The 17,891-nt window shown below is 45.2% G+C and carries 16 protein-coding genes and 2 tRNA genes; 17 read left to right on the forward strand and 1 reads right to left on the reverse strand.

Going from position 1 to position 17,891, the window contains the following annotated elements; translation table 11 throughout:
* Window positions 1-53: 53 nt before the first annotated feature.
* The 17 genes from rlmE (at window position 54) to MN199_RS02090 (ending at window position 17,491) form a co-directional block, all read left to right on the forward strand.
* Entirely contained in the window at window positions 54-683 is a 630-nt protein-coding gene (gene rlmE, locus MN199_RS02010; RefSeq protein WP_132581842.1) for a 23S rRNA (uridine(2552)-2'-O)-methyltransferase RlmE, read from the forward strand.
* 49 nt (window positions 684-732) lie between these two features.
* Window positions 733-2,664 (forward strand): ATP-dependent zinc metalloprotease FtsH, encoded by a 1,932-nt coding sequence (ftsH, locus tag MN199_RS02015; protein ID WP_132581843.1) that lies wholly within the window; start codon window positions 733-735, stop codon window positions 2,662-2,664.
* An 87-nt stretch (window positions 2,665-2,751) separates the two neighbouring features.
* Window positions 2,752-3,585, forward strand: a complete 834-nt coding sequence (gene folP / locus MN199_RS02020) for a dihydropteroate synthase (RefSeq protein WP_132581845.1) — start codon at window positions 2,752-2,754, stop codon at window positions 3,583-3,585.
* A gap of 3 nt (window positions 3,586-3,588) precedes the next feature.
* Entirely contained in the window at window positions 3,589-4,923 is a 1,335-nt protein-coding gene (gene glmM, locus MN199_RS02025) for a phosphoglucosamine mutase (protein ID WP_335738262.1), read from the forward strand.
* A gap of 82 nt (window positions 4,924-5,005) precedes the next feature.
* Window positions 5,006-5,758: a triose-phosphate isomerase gene (tpiA, locus tag MN199_RS02030; RefSeq protein ID WP_335738263.1), complete on the forward strand. Its 753-nt coding sequence runs from the start codon at window positions 5,006-5,008 to the stop codon at window positions 5,756-5,758.
* A 2-nt stretch (window positions 5,759-5,760) separates the two neighbouring features.
* Window positions 5,761-6,090 carry a preprotein translocase subunit SecG gene (secG, locus tag MN199_RS02035; RefSeq protein WP_132581851.1) on the forward strand — a complete coding sequence of 110 codons (330 nt, stop codon included), beginning with the start codon at window positions 5,761-5,763 and terminating at the stop codon, window positions 6,088-6,090.
* Window positions 6,091-6,104: 14 nt separating this feature from the next.
* Window positions 6,105-6,189 (forward strand) — tRNA-Leu (locus tag MN199_RS02040).
* Between the two features lie 75 nt (window positions 6,190-6,264).
* A tRNA-Met gene (locus MN199_RS02045) sits at window positions 6,265-6,341 on the forward strand.
* 202 nt (window positions 6,342-6,543) lie between these two features.
* Window positions 6,544-7,002, forward strand: coding sequence for a ribosome maturation factor RimP (rimP, locus tag MN199_RS02050; RefSeq protein ID WP_207903134.1), 459 nt, complete (start codon window positions 6,544-6,546; stop codon window positions 7,000-7,002).
* Window positions 7,003-7,031: 29 nt separating this feature from the next.
* Window positions 7,032-8,531 carry a transcription termination factor NusA gene (gene nusA, locus MN199_RS02055; protein ID WP_335738264.1) on the forward strand — a complete coding sequence of 500 codons (1,500 nt, stop codon included), beginning with the start codon at window positions 7,032-7,034 and terminating at the stop codon, window positions 8,529-8,531.
* Window positions 8,532-8,552: 21 nt separating this feature from the next.
* Window positions 8,553-11,237, forward strand: coding sequence for a translation initiation factor IF-2 (gene infB, locus MN199_RS02060; protein ID WP_335738265.1), 2,685 nt, complete (start codon window positions 8,553-8,555; stop codon window positions 11,235-11,237).
* Window positions 11,238-11,296: 59 nt separating this feature from the next.
* Window positions 11,297-11,782 carry a 30S ribosome-binding factor RbfA gene (gene rbfA, locus MN199_RS02065; protein ID WP_335738266.1) on the forward strand — a complete coding sequence of 162 codons (486 nt, stop codon included), beginning with the start codon at window positions 11,297-11,299 and terminating at the stop codon, window positions 11,780-11,782.
* Window positions 11,782-12,741: a tRNA pseudouridine(55) synthase TruB gene (gene truB / locus MN199_RS02070; protein WP_132581857.1), complete on the forward strand. Its 960-nt coding sequence runs from the start codon at window positions 11,782-11,784 to the stop codon at window positions 12,739-12,741. Before rbfA ends, truB begins: the two co-directional genes overlap by 1 nt.
* A 121-nt stretch (window positions 12,742-12,862) precedes the next feature.
* Window positions 12,863-13,132 carry a 30S ribosomal protein S15 gene (gene rpsO, locus MN199_RS02075; protein ID WP_335738267.1) on the forward strand — a complete coding sequence of 90 codons (270 nt, stop codon included), beginning with the start codon at window positions 12,863-12,865 and terminating at the stop codon, window positions 13,130-13,132.
* 178 nt (window positions 13,133-13,310) lie between these two features.
* Entirely contained in the window at window positions 13,311-15,440 is a 2,130-nt protein-coding gene (gene pnp / locus MN199_RS02080) for a polyribonucleotide nucleotidyltransferase (RefSeq protein ID WP_132581861.1), read from the forward strand.
* Window positions 15,421-16,329 (forward strand): lipoprotein NlpI, encoded by a 909-nt coding sequence (gene nlpI, locus MN199_RS02085; RefSeq protein WP_207903135.1) that lies wholly within the window; start codon window positions 15,421-15,423, stop codon window positions 16,327-16,329. The genes pnp and nlpI overlap by 20 nt, the downstream gene beginning before the upstream one ends.
* Entirely contained in the window at window positions 16,319-17,491 is a 1,173-nt protein-coding gene (locus MN199_RS02090) for a hypothetical protein (RefSeq protein ID WP_335738268.1), read from the forward strand. The genes nlpI and MN199_RS02090 overlap by 11 nt, the downstream gene beginning before the upstream one ends.
* A gap of 9 nt (window positions 17,492-17,500) precedes the next feature.
* Here the strand turns inward: MN199_RS02090 and MN199_RS02095 are convergent, their stop codons facing one another.
* Window positions 17,501-17,860, reverse strand: a complete 360-nt coding sequence (locus MN199_RS02095; RefSeq protein WP_335738269.1) for a PilZ domain-containing protein — start codon at window positions 17,858-17,860, stop codon at window positions 17,501-17,503.
* Window positions 17,861-17,891 lie beyond the last annotated feature (31 nt).

Genomic DNA, 17,891 nt, shown 5'->3' on the forward strand with positions numbered 1-17,891 from the left:
ATTTTCGTTATTGTAACGCCATCTAACCCATAAGACTAATTAAGAGTGATAGCATGAGCAAGAAAAAACGCTCTGGTAGTTCAACCCGCTGGTTACAAGAGCATTTAAGTGACCACTTTGTGCACAAAGCACAAAAGCTAGGTTTAAGATCGCGTGCCGCTTTTAAGTTAGAAGAAATTAATCAGCAAGACAAGTTGATTAGAACGGGCATGACGGTAGTTGATTTAGGCTCTGCGCCGGGCAGTTGGTCAAAATTTTGTGTTGGCTTAGTGGGAGATAAAGGCACTATTATTGCTTGTGATATTTTGCCGATGGACCCGATAAACGGTGTGAGTTTTTTGCAGGGTGATTTTCGTGAAGGTGATGTATTAAATGCATTGCTAAACCGAATTAACGGCCAGAACGTAGATGTGGTATTGTCTGATATGGCACCCAATATGAGCGGAAATGACACCATAGATCAGGCTCGCTCATACTATCTGGTCGAGCTAGCTTTAGATATGTGTAGCAAAGTATTGAAGCAAAATGGTAGTTTTGTGGTCAAAGTATTTCATGGTGAAGGCTTCGAGCAATTTGTAAAAGATGTGCGCGCCGCTTTTACCACAGTAAAAATTCGTAAGCCCGATTCGTCCCGTGCGCGTTCACGTGAGACATATATCGTGGCGACCGGCTTTAAACTCTAGTAAAGTAGCTGGGTAATTTTATGATTTTCGTTAAGAAGAGGTTATAACCTTGAGTGACATGGCAAAGAATTTGATTGTCTGGTTAGTGATCGCCGTCGTATTAATGTCGGTGTTCAATAGTTTTGGCCCTGGCGATAGCAGCGAGCGGCAAACCAGCTACACCCAGTTTATCAAAGAGGTAAACCAAGGGCAGATCCGCGAAGTCAAAGTAGACCGCACTGGTGTAATAACGGGTGTGAAACGCAGTGGCGAGCGCTTTGAAACCGTGATCCCAACCGGTTACGACGCGAAGCTAAACGACGACCTGATTAAAAACGGCGTTGATTCTTTTGGTAGTAAGCCAGAAGAAAGTAGCTGGTTGGCAACTATCTTTATTTCTTGGTTCCCGATGTTACTGCTTATCGGCGTATGGATTTTCTTTATGCGTCAAATGCAAGGCGGTGGTGGTAAAGGCGCAATGTCGTTTGGTAAAAGCAAAGCGCGCTTAATGGGCGAAGACCAAATTAAAACGACGTTTGCTGATGTTGCGGGTTGTGATGAAGCCAAAGAAGAAGTGTCGGAGTTGGTTGATTACTTGAAAGATCCCTCACGGTTTCAAAAGCTCGGTGGCCGTATTCCTAAAGGTATCTTATTAGTTGGCCCACCTGGTACGGGTAAAACTTTATTAGCTAAAGCCATTGCTGGTGAAGCTAAGGTGCCGTTTTTTACTATTTCAGGCTCAGACTTCGTTGAAATGTTTGTTGGTGTTGGTGCTTCACGTGTACGTGACATGTTTGAACAGGCAAAAAAAGCCTCGCCTTGTATCATCTTTATCGACGAAATTGACGCAGTAGGCCGTCAACGTGGTGCCGGTTTAGGTGGTGGTCATGATGAGCGTGAGCAAACATTAAACCAAATGCTAGTAGAAATGGATGGGTTTGATGGCAATGAGGGTATCATCATTATTGCTGCAACTAACCGTCCTGACGTATTAGACCCAGCATTGCTGCGTCCAGGTCGTTTTGACCGTCAAGTGGTAGTTGGTTTACCTGACGTTAAAGGCCGCGAACAAATTTTAAAGGTACATATGCGTAAAGTACCTTTAGCTGAGGGCGTTGAGCCATCGGTTATTGCCCGTGGTACACCGGGTTTCTCAGGTGCCGACTTAGCTAACTTAGTTAACGAAGCCGCGTTATTTGCTGCTCGCACTAACCGTCGTGTGGTATCAATGGATGAGTTTGAAAAAGCCAAAGATAAAATTATGATGGGTTCAGAACGTCGCTCTATGGTGATGACTGAGAAAGAAAAAGAAATGACGGCGTACCATGAAGCTGGACACGCTATTGTTGGTCGTTTAGTGCCAGATCATGATCCTGTGTACAAAGTGAGCATTATTCCGCGTGGTCGTGCATTGGGTGTCACTATGTATTTACCCGAGCGTGATAGGGTATCGCACAGCAAGCGACATTTGGAAAGTATGATTAGCTCGTTGTTTGGCGGTCGTATTGCTGAAGAAGTGATCTATGGTTTTGAGCATGTTACTACTGGCGCCTCTAACGATATTGAACGTGCTACCGACTTAGCCCGCAAAATGGTAACGCAGTGGGGCTTCTCAGAAAAATTAGGTCCGTTACTGTACGCTGATGAAGAAGGCGAAGTGTTTTTAGGTCGTTCAGTGTCAAAAAATAAGCATATGTCAGAAGATACCGTTAAGGCTATTGATGCAGAAATACGTGATTTCATCGACCGCAACTACGACAGAGCAAAAGCGCTAATTGAAGAAAATATGGATGTATTGCATTCAATGAAAGATGCGCTAATGAAGTACGAAACTATTGATGCTAAACAAATTGACGATTTGATGGCAAGGCGCGAAGTGCGTCAACCAGAAAACTGGGAGCCGCGCGAAAAAAGCGGTTCTGACGATACGCCAGACACGAAAGCGAGTAGTGATGATGATACCGTCGTATCAGCGAAGCCTTCAGAGGGCAACCTGCACTAAATTGCTATCCTGCTAAGCATACAAGCCCCGGTTCTTCCGGGGTTTGCCTTTACTAGCAAACGGTTTTATTCAGTAGCTGGAGTATTTATGTTGTTGTCTCTTCCGCGTCAGCGTCAACTTAATTTAACTCGCCCGGTCGTGATGGGTATTTTAAATATTACGCCAGACTCTTTTTCTGACGGTGGTAAACACCAGCAATTAGATGCTGCGCTGCGCCAAGCGGAACAAATGCTTAACGACGGTGCACTAATTCTCGATATTGGCGGTGAGTCTACTCGCCCAGGCGCTAACGGTGTTAACGAGCAAGATGAGCTAGCGCGTGTGGTGCCAATCATCAGTGCTATTCGTCAACGTTTTGATTGTGTAATTTCTATTGATACCAGTAAAGCGGCGGTAATGTCAGCGGCGATTCAGGCTGGCGCCGATATGATCAATGATGTTCGCGCTTTGCTTGAGCCTGGGGCATTGGATGTGGCAGTGACCAGCCAAGTGCCAGTGTGCTTAATGCATATGCAGGGCGCGCCACGCAGTATGCAGCACCAACCGCAATACCATGATGTGGTAGCCGAAGTTAAGCAGTTTTTATTAACACGGGCCGCCAGCTGTGAACAAGCGGGTGTAAAAAAAGCGAATATTTTACTCGACCCCGGTTTTGGTTTTGGTAAAAACCTAACGCATAACTATGCGTTGTTGCAGCAATTGTCACAATTTGTTGACACGGGATATCCAGTACTGGCTGGCATGTCGCGTAAATCGATGATTGGCCAATTATTAAATATACCGATTAATGAGCGTTTGGCAGGTAGCCTTGCCTGCGCTACTATTGCAGCATTAAATGGTGCACAGATAATTCGTGTACACGACGTAAAAGAAACCGTGCAAGTGGTCAGGGTTGTGACTGCAATGCAGTATGGAGCATAAAGGATGAGCAGAAAATATTTTGGCACCGATGGTGTACGCGGCAAAGTGGGTGATTTTCCGATCACACCAGAATTTGCCATGAAATTAGGGTGGGCCGCAGGTCGGGTGCTATCGCAGCTGGGAACACGTAAAGTGTTGATCGGTAAAGATACGCGTATTTCTGGTTATTTGCTGGAAACCGCGCTAGAAGCCGGCCTAATTGCAGCAGGTATTAACGTGCGCTTGCTTGGCCCTATGCCAACGCCAGCCGTGGCTTATTTGACGCGCACCTTTCGCGCTGAAGCGGGTATCGTCATTAGTGCGTCGCATAATCCTTATTATGACAACGGTATTAAGTTTTTCTCGGCTGACGGTACCAAATTACCGGACGAAGTTGAGTTGGCTATTGAATATGAGCTAGAGCAACCTATGGTGTGTGAGCCTTCAGAAAAGCTTGGTAAAGCTGAGCGTATTGAAGATGCCGCTGGCCGTTATATCGAGTTTTGTAAAAGCCACTTGCCAAACCATTTATCGTTAAGTGGTATGAAAATTGTTATTGATTGTGCTCATGGCGCTACTTATCACATTGCACCTGCCGTATTTAGAGAGCTGGGCGCTGATGTTGTATTGATAGGCGCTAGCCCAAATGGCATTAATATTAATGCTGATTGTGGTGCTACTCATACCGCATTACTAGAAAAAACCGTGGTTGAACAAGGTGCTAACTTAGGTATTGCTTACGATGGTGATGGCGACCGAGTAATGATGGTTGATCATACAGGGCGGGTTATTGATGGCGATGAAATTGTTTATATTATTGCCCGCGCAGCGCAAGCGCAAAATAAGCTGCAGGGCGGCGTAGTCGGTACGCTAATGAGCAACCTTGGCTTAGAGGTTGCGCTTAAGCAGTTAGGCATTCCCTTTGCCCGCAGTGCCGTTGGCGATCGCTATGTTATGGAATTGTTGCGTGAGAACAATTGGCGCATCGGCGGTGAAAACTCAGGGCACGTGTTGAATTTAGACCACACGTGCACCGGCGACGGTATTATTGCGTCATTGCAGGTACTAACTGCGATGATCGAAGCTAATATGTCGCTGGCCGAGTTTAGCCAAGGCATGCATAAAATGCCGCAAGTACTGGTAAACGTGAAGTTTGAAAAGGGCACCGCGCCCTTAGAGAAGCAGCATGTAAAACAGGTAATTGCTGATGTAGAAGCCAAGTTAAATGGCGGTGGCCGAGTATTAATTCGTAAAAGCGGCACCGAGCCACTGATCCGAGTTATGGTTGAAGGTGAAGACGCTGTGTTGGTGCGAGAGTATGCCGAGCAGATTGCTGCCGCGGTGAAAATAGCCAGTTAAATGGCTAATTAAGCCAATAAGGCTTGTTTGACTTGGCGCGGTTCGTTACTATCGCGCCCGTTAAATAATGGGGATAGTTTTCATGCAACGTACACCACTGATTGCTGCTAATTGGAAAATGCACGGTTCAACGGCGTTAGTTCAACAGATGAGCGCAGCACTGTCTGAACTGCCACCGACTAATTTAACTATCGTTGTGTGCCCGCCGGCAACGCTGTTACCACGCTTTTCTCAAGTATCTTCTTTTGCCTTAGGTGGCCAAACATTAAGCCACGAAGTTAGTGGCGCATATACCGGTGAGCTCAGCGCTGAATTGCTGCAAGAAGCCGGCGCACACTATGTTATTGTTGGCCACTCAGAACGCCGCACCCTGAACAACGAAGATGACGCGTTAGTTGCCGCGAAGTTAAAACGAGCGGTTGCGGCGGGCTTAATACCCATACTTTGTATCGGTGAAACCTTAGCGCAGCGCCAACAAGAAAAAACTGAGCAGGTTCTTGCACAGCAATTAGATGCAGTGTATGCTTCGCAGCCCGAATTACTGGCAAAATCAGTGATTGCGTACGAGCCAATATGGGCCATAGGCACAGGTGAGTCGGCCACGCCAGAACAGGCACAGGCTACCCACGCTTTTATTAGGCAACATCTGGCGCAATACGATACACAGTCTGCAGTAAGGGCTAAAATATTATACGGCGGTAGTGTTAATGCAGGAAACTGTGCAGCACTATTTCAGCAAGCCGACATAGACGGTGCTCTGGTTGGTGGCGCTAGCCTAAAACCGGCAGAATTTGCGCAAATTTGCCTTGCAGTTACACAAGGTGCAAAGGAATAAGCATGTACGAAATTTTTATAGTAGTTTATTTGTTAGTTGCAATGGCGTTAGTTGGCCTCATTTTAATTCAGCACGGTAAAGGTGCTGATATGGGTGCAGCTTTTGGTGCAGGTGCATCAGCTACCGTATTTGGCTCATCAGGTACTGGTAACTTTTTAACTAAAACCACTACTATTTTGGCCACTATTTTCTTTGTGTTAAGTATTGTGCTTGGCAACTACAGTACTAGCCATAGCAAAGGCGTTAGCACATGGGATGATATGTCTGCACCGGTAACCGAGCAGATTGAGCAGAAGAAAGATGACGCTAGCGATATCCCTGTAGGAAACTAAGTTAACTAAATTCAGCCGAGGTGGTGAAATTGGTAGACACGCTATCTTGAGGGGGTAGTGTCCTAGGACGTGCGGGTTCAAGTCCCGCTCTCGGCACCAAATATAATCAGCAGTTAGCTCCGGCAAAGCTTGCGATTAACCAGTCAGCGCTATATAATAAGCGCGAATTACGGACGCGGGATGGAGCAGCCTGGTAGCTCGTCGGGCTCATAACCCGAAGGTCGTCGGTTCAAATCCGGCTCCCGCAACCAATTTACTAGTAGTACCTTAGTAAGTATTAAGTTTTTCAGCTAACATTGGCGATATGTTAACTGATTAGATGCCCATTCGCCCCGCTAGTTCGGGGCGTTTTCGTATCTGCAGACTCAGTTTTACGCAGTAATGGGCTACGGGCCCTTTTTTTATTTGCTTTGCTGCAGCCAAAGTCTGAGTAAAGTAAATGTTTTGGAGGTCATGTTGAACAAGCAAGAACAGAATTTGACAGAGCTATTGTTGCCAACAATTGAAGCGGTAGGCTTTGAGTTATTGGGGCTAGAGCTGGTTCAGGCTGGCCGTCATTCAACATTACGGCTGTACATTGATCATGCTGATGGCGTAAACGTGGATGATTGTGCACGGGTAAGCCGCGAAGTTAGCGCGATTTTAGATGTGGAAGATCCTATTACCAACGAATACCTGCTGGAAGTGTCATCACCAGGTTTGGATCGACCTTTGTTCACTCCTGCACATTTTGTTGCAGTGGTAGGGCAGAAGATAGAAGTAAAACTGGCTATTCCGCAGGATGGTCGGCGCAAGTTTAAAGGTGTACTAACAGCTATTGAAGACGATATGTTGATAGTGGAAGTAGATGGCAAACCCTATCGTTTGCTGATGGATAACGTAGACAAAGCAAACGTGGTACCCGTTTTTTAAGGTATCGGGGCAAAGCGAGGCAACACACAATGGCAAAAGAAATATTATTAGTTGTTGATGCAGTTTCAAACGAAAAGTCAGTCCCTAGGGAGAAAATTTTTCAGGCTTTGGAATATGCATTAGCAGCGGCCACAAAGAAAAAAAATGAAGGCGACATTGAAGTCCGGGTTAACATTGATCGTAAAACTGGCTCTTATGAAACCTTCCGTCGTTGGCAGATTATTCCTGACGATCAGGTGCAAGAGCACCCATACCGCGAAATGACCTTATCGGCAGCGCAGTATGATGACCCTACAGTAAAAATTGGTGATTATTACGAAGAGCCAATTGACTCAATAGAGTTCGACCGTATTACTACGCAAATGGCAAAGCAAGTTATCGTACAAAAAGTACGTGAAGCCGAGCGTTCACAAGTAGTAGAAGCCTATATTGATCAAGTTGGTGAGCTAGTTATTGGCGTGGTTAAAAAAGTAAACCGTGACAGTATCATTGTCGATTTAGGCAACAATGCTGAAGCGATGTTAGGCCGCGAAGAAATGTTACCGCGTGAAACGTACCGTCCAGGTGACCGTATTCGTGCGTTGTTGTACGAAGTGAAACCAGAAGCACGTGGCGCTCAGCTATTTTTAAGCCGTTCACGTCCTGAAATGTTGCTTGAGCTATTCCGCATTGAAGTGCCGGAAATTGGCGAAGAAATGATCGAGTTGCGTGGCGCTGCACGTGATCCGGGTGCGCGGGCGAAAGTAGCGGTGAAAAGTAACGATCGTCGCATTGACCCAGTTGGTGCGTGTGTTGGTATGCGTGGCTCGCGGGTACAGGCTGTATCAAATGAGTTAGCCGGCGAACGTGTTGATATCGTGTTATACGACGATAACGATGCGCAATATGTAATAAACGCGATGGCCCCAGCTGAAGTCGCATCAATCATTGTTGATGAAGATGCGCATTCAATGGATATCGCAGTCGAAGACTCAAACCTTGCCATGGCAATTGGTCGTAATGGCCAAAACGTGCGTTTAGCTAGCCAGTTAACCGGCTGGGAACTTAACGTTATGTCGTTATCAGCCATGAAACAAAAACATCAGGAAGAATCAGATCGCGTTCGTCAGATCTTTATGGACGGCTTAGAAATTGATGAAGATTTTGCTGATGTATTAGTAGATGAAGGTTTCTCTTCGTTAGAAGAGGTTGCATATGTGCCGATTAGCGAGCTATTAACCATCGACGGTCTGGACGAAGCAACCGTAGAGCTGTTGCGTAGTCGTGCCAAAGCGGTATTAACGACGCGTGCACTTGCCAGTGAAGAATCATTAGGCAATGCGAAACCAAGTGAAGCGCTATTAGCGCTAGAAGAATTAGATACCCATATGGCCTATGTATTAGCCAGTAAAGGGGTAACAACGTTAGACGACCTAGCTGAGCTGGGTGTAGATGATTTACTGGAAATTGCCACTATGTCGGAACAACAAGCCGCCGACTTGATTATGGCTGCCCGTAACATTGTCTGGTTTAGCGAAGAAAATAAGTAGTCAACGGAGGTAACAACACAAATGGCAGAAGTCACTATAGAAAAGCTAGCCAGTGATGTCGGTACTACTGTTGAACGGTTAGTACAGCAATTTGCTGATGCCGGTATCAGTAAAGCAGCCGGACAAATGGTCAGTGAAGGCGAGAAAAAATCGTTGCTTGAGCATTTAAGTGCGCAACATGGCGGAACTACTGCAGAGCCAGCGCGTTTAACATTGCAGCGTAAAGAAAAAACCACGTTAAGTGTATCTAGCGGCGCAGGTCGTAATCGTGAAATTCAGGTAGAAGTGCGTAAGCAAAAAACTTACGTGAAAAAACCAATGGTTGATGAAGCTACGCTAAAAGCGCAAGAAGAAGCGCGTTTAGCCGAAGAAAAAGCGCAAGCTGAAGCTGATCATGCACGTCAAGAAACTGATCGTAAAGCTAAAGAAATTGCTGCAACAAAAGCCAAAGAAGAAGCTGAACGTAAAGCAGTTGAAGCGAAGCGTCGTGAAGAAGCAAAACAGGCTCAGTTGTTAAAAGACGATCCTGAAGAAGCAGCACGCCGTGCAGCGAAAGAAGAAGCACGTAAAGAAGCCGATTACATTCGCCAACAGCAAGAAGCCGAAGCATTGCGTAAGCTAGAAGAAGAAGCAGCTAAGCAAGCTGAAGCAGCACGTAAATTAGCTGAAGAAAACGGTGAGCGTTGGGCGCAAGAAGAAAAAGCCAAACCTGCTGATACTGATGATTATCATTTAACCAGTAACGAATTTGCTAAACAGGCAGAAGACGAAGTTGACGCCAAAGAAGAGCGTGCAGGTCGTCGTGGTGCAGGTAAAAAAGCCCCAGTTGTCAAAGGCAAAAAGAAAGATGATGCTAATGACAAAGAAGCCTTTAACCGCGCTAATCGTCATGTAAAGAAAAAGAAAACACCTACCAGTATGCAGCATGGCTTTAACAAGCCAGCGCAACCGGTTGAGCGCGAAGTGAAAATTGGTGAAACCATTACGGTTGCTGAGCTAGCGTCGAAAATGGCGGTTAAAGCGTCTGAAGTAATTAAAGTAATGATGAAAATGGGCGCCATGGCGACTATTAACCAAGTTATTGACCAAGAAACCGCGGCCATTGTTTGTGAAGAGATGGGCCATAAAGTTACGTTAACTAAAGAAAACGAGCTAGAAGAGGCAGTAATGTCAGCTCGTGAAGGTGAAGGCGCGTTAGAGCCACGTGCACCAGTAGTTACCGTAATGGGTCACGTTGACCATGGTAAAACCTCGTTACTTGACTACATTCGTAAAGCAAAAGTTGCCGCCGGTGAAGCTGGTGGTATTACCCAGCATATTGGTGCCTACCACGTAGAAACTGAACGCGGTATGGTTACCTTCCTTGATACACCAGGTCACGCTGCGTTTACCTCAATGCGAGCTCGTGGTGCCAAGGCAACGGATATCGTTATTCTGGTTGTGGCATCTGACGATGGTGTAATGCCACAAACTAAAGAAGCTATTCAGCATGCTAAAGCGGCCGGTGTTGCTTTAGTCGTTGCAGTAACCAAAATGGATAAGCCAGAAGCCGATCCAGATCGGGTTCGTAATGAGTTATCTCAATACGGAGTTATCTCTGAAGAATGGGGTGGCGACACGCAGTTTGTGCCGGTATCAGCCAGAACAGGCGAGGGTATTGATGAGCTGTTAGAAGCCATTCTAAACCAAGCTGAGTTGTTAGAGTTAACGGCGGTTAAAGAAGGTTTAGCACGTGGTGTCGTTATTGAATCGCGTCTAGATAAAGGCCGTGGTCCAGTAGCTTCTATTCTGATCCAAGAAGGCACATTAAAGCAGGGCGAAATCGTTCTGTGTGGTTTCGAGTATGGCCGTGTTCGTGCAATGCGCGATGAAAACGGTAAAGAAGTTAAAACGGCAGGCCCGTCTATTCCAGTAGAAATTTTGGGTTTATCAGGTTGTCCGCAAGCGGGTGATGAAGTTACGGTAGTAAAAGACGAGCGTAAAGCCCGTGAAGTAGCACTGTATCGTCAGGGTAAATTCCGCGATGTTAAACTGGCCCGTCAACAGAAGTCTAAATTGGAAAATATGTTTGCCAATATGACTGAAGGTGATGTATCAGAACTTAATATCGTACTTAAAGCAGATGTGCAGGGTTCAGTAGAAGCTATTATTGAATCATTAATGACACTGTCTACTGATGAAGTAAAAGTGAAAATTGTTGGTAGTGGCGTAGGTGGTATTACTGAAACTGACGCAACACTGGCAGCAGCATCATCAGCTATCGTAATCGGCTTTAACGTTCGTGCGGACGCTTCAGCTCGTAAGATAATAGACGACGAAGGCTTAGATTTACGCTATTACGGCATCATTTATGAGCTGTTAGATGAAGTACGCGCGGCTATGACCGGCATGTTAGCACCTGAATTTAAACAACAGATCATAGGTTTAGCTCAGGTACGTGATGTATTTAAGTCTCCTAAGTTTGGTGCAGTAGCTGGTTGTATGGTTACGGAAGGTTTGATTAAGCGTAACGCACCAATTCGCGTACTGCGTGACAACGTAGTGATATACGAAGGTGAACTTGAATCACTGCGTCGCTTTAAAGATGACGTTAGTGAAGTGCGTAACGGTTTTGAATGTGGTATCGGCGTGAAGAACTACAACGACGTGCGCGCAGGCGACCAGATCGAAGTGTTTGAAGTTATTCAGGTTGAACGAACACTGTAAGTACAGGCAAGTAACAATAAAACAGGGGCCTAGCGCCCCTGTTTCGTCTGACAAAGATAATGGAAGTAAATGATATGGGTAAAGAATTCTCGCGAGTCGATAGACTGTCGCAACAAATGAAAAAAGAAATGGCGATGATCCTACAACGTGAAATTAAAGATCCGCGCTTGCATAGCATGATCACGGTATCTGACGTTGAAGTATCACGCGATTTATCGCATGCCAAAGTATTTGTTACTTTTTTAGGCTTAGCCGATGATATGGTTGAAGATAACCTTAAGCTATTAAATGAAGCGTCCGGTTTTGTGCGAAAGTTAATTGGTAAACGTATTCAGGCTCGTATTGTGCCAAATATTCGTTTTGCCCATGATGCATCGTTAAATGAAGGAATTCGCATGGCTAGCTTAGTTGCTGAGGCGCGCCGTGATGATGACCGTCGCCGTTTAGATTCTGGCCAAGAACTAGATGCTGTAGTAAGTGATGCAGATGACGTTACTGAGCAGGATACTGATACAACTACTGATAGCGAAGAGCCTAAAAACTAATGGCACGTAAAAATGCCCGAGTGGTCAACGGTATTTTGTTGTTAGATAAGCCGTTAGAAGTCAGTAGTAACGGCATATTGCAGCGTGTGCGCTGGTTATATCAGGCGCAAAAAGCGGGACATACTGGTGCGCTAGATCCGATGGCATCTGGTTTGCTACCAATATGTTTTGGTGAGGCGACAAAATTTAGCCAGTTTTTACTTGATACCGATAAAACCTATTTTGTTTCGGCGGCATTTGGTGTGCGCACCACCACTAGTGATAGTGAAGGCGAAGTTATTAGTGAAAAACCAGTAAACTTTAATCTGCATGATTTAGAACAGGCGATGCAAGCTTTTCGCGGTGACATTATGCAGGTGCCAACCATGTTTTCTGCGCTTAAGTATCAAGGCCAACCATTATACCGTTACGCAAGGCAAGGTATTGAAGTGCCGCGTGAAGCGCGTCCCATCAGTATTTTTCGTTTTGAGTTATTGGCTTTGCATGGCAGCAGTGCGGACTTTATCGTGCACTGTTCAAAAGGTACCTATATTCGCACTCTAATTGACGATCTTGGCGAAGCCTTAGGTTGTGGTGCGCATGTGGCTAAATTACATCGTACTCAGGTCGGCCCTTTTCACGCAAAGCAAATGATTACCCCAGAGCAATTAGATGCGTTAGCCGAACCTTGCCATCAAACCGGTGATTTTTTAGCTATGGATAACCTATTGCTGCCGATGGATGCAGGTATTGTGTCTATGCCCAAGTTACAGCTTAGTGCTGCGCAGCAACATCGGTTACAGCATGGTCAAAGCTGTGAACTAGCTGTTGAGGATGTGACAGTAATAAAATTGCATGGTCCTGACGATAGTTTTTTTGGTATTGGCCAAATAGAGCAGGGCGTGCTGAGCTCAAGGCGTCTACTGAACACGGTTAGTGTTAATAGTAGCAGCCAGAGTAGTAATGCCGCGAAGTTGTAGGCGGTAATAGAAACGTATTGTAAAAAGCGAGTATAATGCTATTATATCCGCGATTTTTGGGCTTGCTGGATGAGTGATCGGCAATTCCCTTACTTTAGTTCACTCAGATTTGGAGTTTCATATGTCTTTAAGCGTTGCTGATAAAGCAAAAATTGTTGCTGATTATGCTGTTAAACCAGGTGATACTGGTTCACCAGAAGTTCAAGTTGCTCTGTTAACTGCATCTATCAACCATTTACAAGGTCACTTTGCTGAACATAAGCATGACTTCCACTCACGTCGTGGTTTGTTGCGCATGGTTAGCCAGCGTCGTAAGTTACTGGATTACTTAAAAGGTAAAGACCAGAGCCGCTACGCAACACTGATTGAGCGTTTAGGCTTACGCCGTTAATTCGCATTCAGTAAAAAAGGGGCTTTAAGCCCCTTTTTTTATAGATAAGATTATTTTTTTATCCAAAGTTAACGATTGACTGAACTATCTTTCCACTTTGGTTACAGAGTATACTAGTAACGTATTAAACGACAAAAATGACATCGCAATTAGGCGATTAAGTAAAGGAAACAAACACGTGACTCCTATCGTAAAATCATTCCCATTCGGCCAACACACATTCACTATTGAAACCGGCGTAATTGCTCGTCAGGCAGATGCCGCGGTGCTAGCTAGCTTGGGTGACACGTCAGTTTTAGTAACGGTAGTGGGTAAGAGAGAACCTAAACCAGGTCAAGACTTCTTCCCATTAACGGTAAATTATCAAGAAAAAATGTATGCAGCAGGTCGCATTCCAGGTGGCTTCTTCAAACGTGAAGGCCGTCCATCTGAAGGCGAAACCTTAATTGCACGTCTGATCGACCGACCAATTCGTCCGTTGTTTCCTGAAGGCTTTATTAACGAAGTTCAGGTAGTGGCAACGGTTGTGTCAGTGCAGCCAGAAATTCAGCCAGATATCGTGGCATTAATTGGTGCATCTGCGGCCCTTGCCATTTCGGGTATTCCGTTTAGCGGCCCTATTGGCGCGGCGCGCGTAGGTTATATTAATGGCCAGTACGTATTAAACCCATCTGAAGATGAATTAAAAACGTCTAAGTTAGACTTAGTGGTTGCAGGTACTTCAACAGCAGTATTAATGGTTGAATCTGAAGCCGAAGTGTTATCAGAAGACATTATGCTAGGTGCGGTGGTTTATGGCCACGAACAGATGCAAGTTGCAATTAACGTAATTAATGAATTTGCTGCAGAAGCGGCGAAACCAGCTTGGAATTGGCAAGCTCCGGTAAAAAATGCCGCTTTAATTGAAAAAATTGAAGCCTTAGCCACTGCTGATTTAGGTGATGCGTATCGTATTACAGAAAAAGCTAAGCGTTATGAACGTATTGGTGAAATTAAAACCGCATTGATAGCTAAGTTAACTGAAACTTTAGCCGAAGATGAGCGTTTAAATACATCAGATGTTGGTGAGATTTTCCATAATTTAGAATCAAAAGTAGTGCGCGGTCGTATTACTAAAGGTGAACCGCGTATTGACGGGCGTGATCCAGAAATGATCCGTGGTTTAAGTGTAATGACCGGCGTGCTGCCACGTACACACGGTTCAGCACTGTTTACCCGCGGTGAAACTCAGGCATTAGTTACTGCAACTTTAGGTACCGCGCGTGATGCACAGACAGTAGATGATCTGTTAAGTGCAAAAACTGATACCTTTATGCTGCATTATAACTTCCCTCCGTACTCCGTTGGTGAAACCGGTATGATAGGCTCACCTAAGCGTCGCGAAATTGGTCATGGCCGTTTAGCTAAGCGTGGTGTGCAAGCGGTAATGCCAGAGTTTAACGACTTCCCTTACACAGTACGTATCGTTGCAGAAATTACTGAGTCAAACGGTTCAAGCTCTATGGCGTCTGTTTGTGGTGCATCACTAGCGTTAATGGACGCAGGTGTGCCAATTAAAGCCTCTGTAGCCGGTATTGCTATGGGCTTAGTAAAAGAAGGTGACGATTACGTTATTCTGTCAGACATTTTAGGTGATGAAGATCACTTAGGTGATATGGACTTTAAAGTGGCGGGTACTACCGAAGGTATTACTGCACTGCAAATGGACATTAAAATTGACGGCATTACCCAAGAAATTATGCAAACCGCCCTTAAACAGGCTAAAGCTGCACGTTTGCATATTTTGAACGTGATGGACCAGGCAATCAGCGGTCACCGTGAAGAAATGTCAGAATACGCACCACGTATTTACACCATGAAGATTAACCCGGAAAAAATCCGTGAAGTTATCGGTAAAGGTGGCGCGGTTATTCGTCAAATCACAGAAGAATCAGGCACGACAATTGAGCTAGAAGACGACGGTAGTATCAAAATTGCCGCTACTACTGCTAAAGCCGCACAAATTGCTATCGACAAGATCAACGCTATTACCGCAGAGATCGAAGTTGGTACAATTTATCAAGGCGAAGTAGTTCGTATCGTTGATTTCGGTGCTTTTGTTAACGTACTGCCAGGTAAAGATGGTTTGGTACATATTTCACAAATCTCTGACGAGCGCGTGAACAACGTATCTGAGCATTTAACTGTTGGCCAGAAAGTGGCGGTTAAAGTTCTTGAAGTCGACAAGCAGGGCCGTGTCCGCTTAAGTATCAAAGAAGCGACTGCGAAACCGGCTACTGAGTCTACAAATGTTGAAGATAATGCCTAATCGGCTATTACGTCAGGTAGCGCCTTTGGCGCTACTTACGCTTATGCTTGGCGGCTGTGCTTCACAGCCGACTTCACAAGCTGCTTGGCTTATACCAGAGCCACTGATGGTCTCGCCTCGCACTGAACTTGCTATTGCACGTTTAAGTGAAATTTTATATCGAGCTGAATTAACCGAAGAGCAGTCTGCTCAGTTGTATTATGACCGTGGTGTTATGTACGACAGCGTTGGTTTAAACACCTTAGCAAGATTAGATTTTTTGCGTGCGTTACGTTTAAAACCTGATTTAGCCGACGCCTATAATTTCGTTGGTATACACTATACCGTTAATCGCGAATTTAATTCCGCGTTTGAAGCTTTTGACTCGGTGCTTGAACTGGCACCTGAGCATGAGTTTGCTTACTTAAATCGCGGTATTGCGCTGTATTACGCAGATAAAACAGAACTGGCACAAGGCGACTTTGAGCGTTTTCTAGCGTTAAAACCTAGCGATGCATACCGTGTTATTTGGTTATATTTAGCGCAAAGTGAATTATCGACTGTTGGAGCTAAAGCACGATTAAGTGAAAATTTAGCTGCGTTGGATCCTGCAGAATGGTCAACTCAAATTGTTCGCTTTTTTAACGGTGATATAACGGAACAGGCTTTGCTTGATTCGGTACGGCAAGATTTATCCAGTGCCCAGGTTTTGGCTGAACGTTTGTGCGAAGTGTATTTTTATCTCGCCAAATGGCATGAAAGCCAAAATCGGCCAGAACAAGCGCTTAGTTATTATAAACGAGTGTTAGCCACCAACGTATTCGAGTTTGTTGAGCACCGCTATGCTAGGTTAGAAATGGCGCGTTTACGCGGTGAAGTTGGTCCTGATCAAGAATACGATGAACCCTAAACTAGTGTTCAAGAGAGTATTAAAAAGCCGATTTATCGGCTTTTTTGCTTTTGTATTATTAACAAGCTGTCAGCCAAATACCGACAGCCAAGCTGAGTTAATACAACGCGCATTACACGAACCCGCAGCAGCGATGCAGCTGGCGAATCAGCGTTTAGCCACCGCGCAATACAATGAGGCTTTGTATTGGTTTCGTCAGGCGGCGTTACTTGGTAATAACGCGGCCCTAGAACATGCGCTACAGTTGCAACAGCGTGTGCAAGGACGGCTTGCTAGCGCGCAATGGCTGCAGCAGCAATTAGATGCTAACGCTATTGCCATATCGGCTGTAAGTGACGCACAGCGCGCAACATTAGGGTTGTGGGCCGAACATCAACCGTTAGTTAGCGGTTTTAAGCATGCACAAGGCTGTCAATTAACACTGCAGCCAGTAATCAGTCAGCAACTGGGCGCAGATACCTGGCAGCGGCTGTTACAGCAATGGCAGCAAGATAGACAGTTATCACAATTACCGGTGTGTTTTTTATCTGTTTATACGGTAAATAGTACAGAACTTGCGTGTACAGAGGATAGCGATAGCCTAATACAGTGTCAGTATAATGTGCTGAATTCACTAGTAGCAAAGGGCACATTTAGCCAATTACTGGTCATTGCTGGGCGTGGTAAAGCAGGCTATAACAACGGTATAGTGCAGTTACCCGATAATGCTAGCTTAGCGCTGTTACGCCATGAATTTATGCATATATTAGGTTTTGTCGATGAGTACCAACTAGCCGCACGCAATGCGCAGCAGGTCTGTCAGCTGGGTGTCATTTATCCGAATGTTATTATTGGCAATGACGTGACTGGTTATTTACAGCAATGGCAGCTAACACCTGAGGACATTACGTTAACCGCAGTAGACAGTTGTCAGGTTACGCCGTTACAGGCGTATCGAGTGGTTAGTCAGGCAAATGTTATGCGATTTTATGAACTAGAACTACCAGATCTGTATTTCCAGTTAGCCAAGAAGGCTATTGCTCAGCCTGAGCAATTAATGCCAGTGCAGTATTACTTTGCTTATTTGGCACGGCAGCAACAAAATTGGCCACAGTGGCAGCAGTTTATGCAACAAGCCTCAGCCATGGGCTATGCCGATGCAACCCAAGCATTAGCGCTTTAACTGAAGCCATTATTGATGCTCGGTTAACTCGGATAATTCGCGACTTAGTAAGTCGGCATCACCAAGATTAAGCTCTAACAAGCGACGTAAATGCGATACGCTATCAATATCTATTTTTTCACAGTGCAAGCCAATCAAACTGTCTGACATATGCGCAACACTAACGGTCATGGCTAGCTCTATAGGGAAATCTTCAAGTTGAATACGTAACTGGAGCAATGAAGCTACGTCAGTTGGCCAGTTGCTGGGTTTCGTAACAAGTGCGCCTTTTAACGAGAGATCTAATACATCGGTTACCAAGCTTTGGTTACCGATATCAAGATGAGCCTTGCCCTTAAAATTTACCCGGCTAAAACGTCTGTTGTTCATTGCATCTCCTATAACACTATAAGAAGAATAG

Origin of the sequence: Rheinheimera metallidurans (genome assembly GCF_036983985.1) — a bacterium.
Taxonomy (GTDB): Bacteria; Pseudomonadota; Gammaproteobacteria; order Enterobacterales; family Alteromonadaceae; genus Alishewanella; species Alishewanella metallidurans.